The organism is Mesorhizobium sp. M7D.F.Ca.US.004.01.2.1, from assembly GCF_003997785.1.
Classification (GTDB): Bacteria; Pseudomonadota; Alphaproteobacteria; order Rhizobiales; family Rhizobiaceae; genus Mesorhizobium; species Mesorhizobium loti.
On the sequence record NZ_RZRQ01000465.1, the window covers coordinates 1 to 3482 of the forward strand.

Annotated in this window: 3 protein-coding genes; 1 reads left to right on the forward strand and 2 read right to left on the reverse strand. The window is 63.8% G+C overall.

Annotated elements, in window-relative coordinates; translation table 11 throughout:
• Positions 1–165: 165 nt before the first annotated feature.
• Positions 166–900: a proton-conducting membrane transporter gene (locus tag EN993_RS33015; protein WP_126070341.1), complete on the reverse strand. Its 735-nt coding sequence runs from the start codon at positions 898–900 to the stop codon at positions 166–168.
• Between the two features lie 369 nt (positions 901–1269).
• Positions 1270–3102: a M3 family oligoendopeptidase gene (locus tag EN993_RS33020; RefSeq protein WP_127265966.1), complete on the reverse strand. Its 1833-nt coding sequence runs from the start codon at positions 3100–3102 to the stop codon at positions 1270–1272.
• A gap of 175 nt (positions 3103–3277) precedes the next feature.
• Between EN993_RS33020 and EN993_RS33025 the strand changes: the two genes are divergently transcribed.
• A partial coding sequence (locus EN993_RS33025; RefSeq protein ID WP_127265964.1) for a response regulator occupies positions 3278–3482 on the forward strand: 205 nt, incomplete at its 3' end.

Consider the following 3482-nt stretch of genomic DNA (forward strand, 5'->3'; position numbering starts at 1 on the left):
CTATATGGGGGGCCGCTCGCGCGCAATCGAGGGAACGGCATGCTGCCACTCAAAGCCGACCTTGGGCCGACCTTTAGGTCGACTCCGGGCCAACCCAGGGGCCAAAGGCAAACGGCGGCGCCATATTGGCGCCGCCGTTTGCAATCTTCAGCTCTTGCCTGGCGATCAGGTGTTGCTGGTGGTTCCCGCCGTCGGAAACTGCTTGGCGAATTCCTTCTCGTTGCCGGCGGCGAGCAGCTTCGCCTGCTCGATCCAGCGCTCGCGCGCGATGCGGCCGTCGAAATTCATCACGTCCTCGATCCGCTTGATATCGGCGGCTGTCCAGCCGGCGATCTGGGCGAAGCTGGTGACACCTTGCGCCTTGAGCAGCTTCTCGTTGACCGGACCAATGCCGATCAGCCGGCGCAGATTGTCGGGCTTGCCGGATACGGGCTTCGCCGGTGGCGGTGCAGATTTCTTGGCTGGTGCGGGCTTACTCGTCGCGGATTTGGCTGGAGCCGAGGCTTTGGCGGCGGCCGGTTTCGCCGCCGGCTTGGCAGGAACCGCTTTCGCAGCGGCCGGTTTAGCCGGCGCGGGTTTTGTGGCGGCAGATTTGGCCGCCGCGGGAGTCGACATCAGGGCTGCAGACGCCTGGCCTGCCGGCTTTGCCGCGCTGCTCCCGGCGGCGGGTGCGGCCTGCGCCTCGCGCAGCCGGCGCTCGAGGTCGGCGCGGGTCTTGCCGCATGCATCGAGTTCACTGGTCAGCCGGTCGCTGTCGGCGCGCAACCTGTCGCGCTCGCTGCGCGTACGGTCGAGGTCGCCGCGCAAGCTGTCGAGTTCACCGCGCAGACGGCCCCAGAGGAACCAGCCCACCAACACGCCTACCAGGAACGCCAGGAGCATGTAGAAAAAAGTGCCCATTGTCTCTCTCCAGTCAGATCCGTCTGCCGTGGGGTCATGACCTTCGGCGAAGGACTACTCGATGGTGATTCCGCGGTTCGCAGAACAGCCGGCTTCGGTTCGAGCTGTCGGCTCGGCTTTGCTTGCCCATGGCCAACGGCCGTTGTCGCGTCCGCCTGAGCGCCACGGCCGGCCGAGATTTTTCCTCGCCGATCCGCATGCGCTCCGGCTGAGCTTGGAGCGAAGGCTATCATAGAGCTTGTGGAAAGCTATCGGAAAACTTCGGTGGAGAGTACTTCAAGAACAGATATTTAGGCCAATAATAAAGCCATCCCAACATGCATTCCGGCTAAACTGTTCTACGAGCGGGCGACGCTTGCAGGACGTGTTTCAAACGTCGAGCGCTTCCAGCTCGTCGATCAGGCCACTGATGACGCCAAGCCCTATCTGCCAGAAGGCGGGATCGGTGGCGTCGAGGCCGAAGGGCGCCAGAAGCTCGGAGTGATGCTTGGTGCCGCCGGCGCGCAGCATCTCGAAATACTTGTCCTGGAAGCCGCGCTCGGCGTTCTGGTAGACCGCGTAGAGCGAATTCACCAGGCAGTCGCCGAAAGCATAGGCATAGACGTAGAAGGGCGAATGGATGAAGTGCGGAATGTAGGTCCAGAACACCTCGTAGCCTTCGCGCAACTTGATCGCCGGCCCGAGGCTTTCGGCCTGCACTTCGAGCCAGAACTGGCCGAGCCTGTCGGAGGTCAGTTCGCCGTTCTTGCGCTCGGCATGCACCTTGCGCTCGAATTCGTAGAAGGCGATCTGGCGCACGACCGTGTTGATCATGTCCTCGACCTTCTGGGCGAGCATGGCCTTGCGCTCGCGCCTGTCGGTGGTCTGGTCGAGCAGCGAGCGGAAGGTCAGCATCTCGCCGAAGACCGACGCCGTCTCAGCCAGCGTCAGCGGCGTCGAAGCCATCAGCGCACCCTGGCCGCTGGCCAGCACCTGATGCACGCCATGGCCAAGCTCATGCGCCAGCGTCATCACATCGCGCGGCTTGCCCATGTAGTTGAGCAGGACATAGGGATGCGCCGACGGCACGGTCGGATGCGCGAAGGCGCCGGGTGACTTGCCAGGCCGCACCGGCGCGTCGATCCAGTTGCGGTCGAAGAAGGTTCGCGCGATCTCCGCCATATCGGGCGAAAAGCGCTGATAGGCCGACAGCACGGTGTTCCTGGCTTCGTCCCAGCCGATGATCGCCTGGGGCGTATCCGGCAATGGCGCGTTGCGGTCCCAGTGATTCATCACTTCCATACCCAGCCAGCGCGCCTTCATCGCGTAGTAGCGGTGCGACAGGCGTGGATAGGCATCGCGCACGGCGGAGGCCAGGGCATCCACCACGCTGCGCTCGACGCGGTTGGCGAGATGGCGTGAATCGGCGATGTCCTCGAAGCCGCGCCAGCGGTCGGATATTTCCTTGTCCTTGGCCAGCGTGTTGGTGATCAACGTGAAGGTGCGCAAATTTTTGCGGAAGGTCGTGGCCAGCGCCTCGGACGCCCGGCGGCGCACCTCGCCATCGGCGTCCTGCAAGCGGTTCAACGCCGGCTCCAGCGTCAGTTCCTCGCCGTCGATGTCGAAGCGAAGGTCTGTCATCGTCTCGTCGAACAAGCGGTTCCAGGCGCCGCGCCCGGTGATCGATTTTTCGTGGAAGAGCTGCTCGACGCGATCCTCGAGCTGGTAGGGTTTGTCCTTGCGCAGATCGAGCACCCATGGCCGGTAGTGGCCGAACGCGGGATCGCCGGCGAGCGCGCCTTCGATGGCGGCATCGTCGATCAGGTTGAGTTCGAGCGCGAAGAACAGAAGGTGCGCGCTGGCGTCGGTCATCTTCTCCTGGATGTCGCCATAGAGTTTGGCGCGCTGCGGGTCGGCGGTGTTGCCGGCATAGACCAGACCCGAATAGGAGACGATGCGGCCGATCAGTTCCTCCAGCGCCTCGTAGGCGACCAGCGCCTCGCCCAGCCTGCCGGCGCTGCCGCGAGCGGCCTCGGCGGCCAGCGTGCCTTTCCAGCGGCCCTCGAAGCTGATCGCATCAATGGCGGCCTTGGCGATGTCGCGCTTCAGCTCCGGCGCGTCCATGCCGGCATAGAGATCGGCAAGGTTCCATTCCGGCAGGTCGCCAAGCTCGGCCGAGCCCTGACCGGACGCTGGCGCCGCAAGCTGCCGAGCAGAAACCATGTGCCCAGAGACCATGTGCATTGCCGACACCTTCCGTGGCCGAGGTTCAAGGGGAAACGAGAAGCCGGTCAAATCCTAAGGAATTCATTCACCGGGTTTTTTGAAACCTTATTTAGAACCCTGTGCCAAGATGGTCCACAGGGCAGAATTCCTCGGGCGGGCAGTCACACCAGTCATGACAGGTTCCATACTCATAGTCGATGACGATCCCGTGCAGCGCCGGCTGCTCGAGGCGGCGGTGACGCGGTTCGGCTACACGGCAATTGTCGTGGATGGCGGCGCGGCCGCTCTCGATATTCTCGACGGGCCTAGCGCCCGCGAGGTTTCGGTGGTGATCCTCGATCTGGTCATGCCCGGTCTCGACGGTATCGGCGTGCTGA

Excerpts from the sequence above, each read along its gene's own strand:
- EN993_RS33015 (WP_126070341.1), bottom strand. The coding sequence starts at position 900 with ATGGGCACTTTTTTCTACATGCTCCTGGCGTTCCTGGTAGGCGTGTTG.
- EN993_RS33020 (WP_127265966.1), bottom strand. The coding sequence starts at position 3,102 with ATGGTTTCTGCTCGGCAGCTTGCGGCGCCAGCGTCCGGTCAGGGCTCG.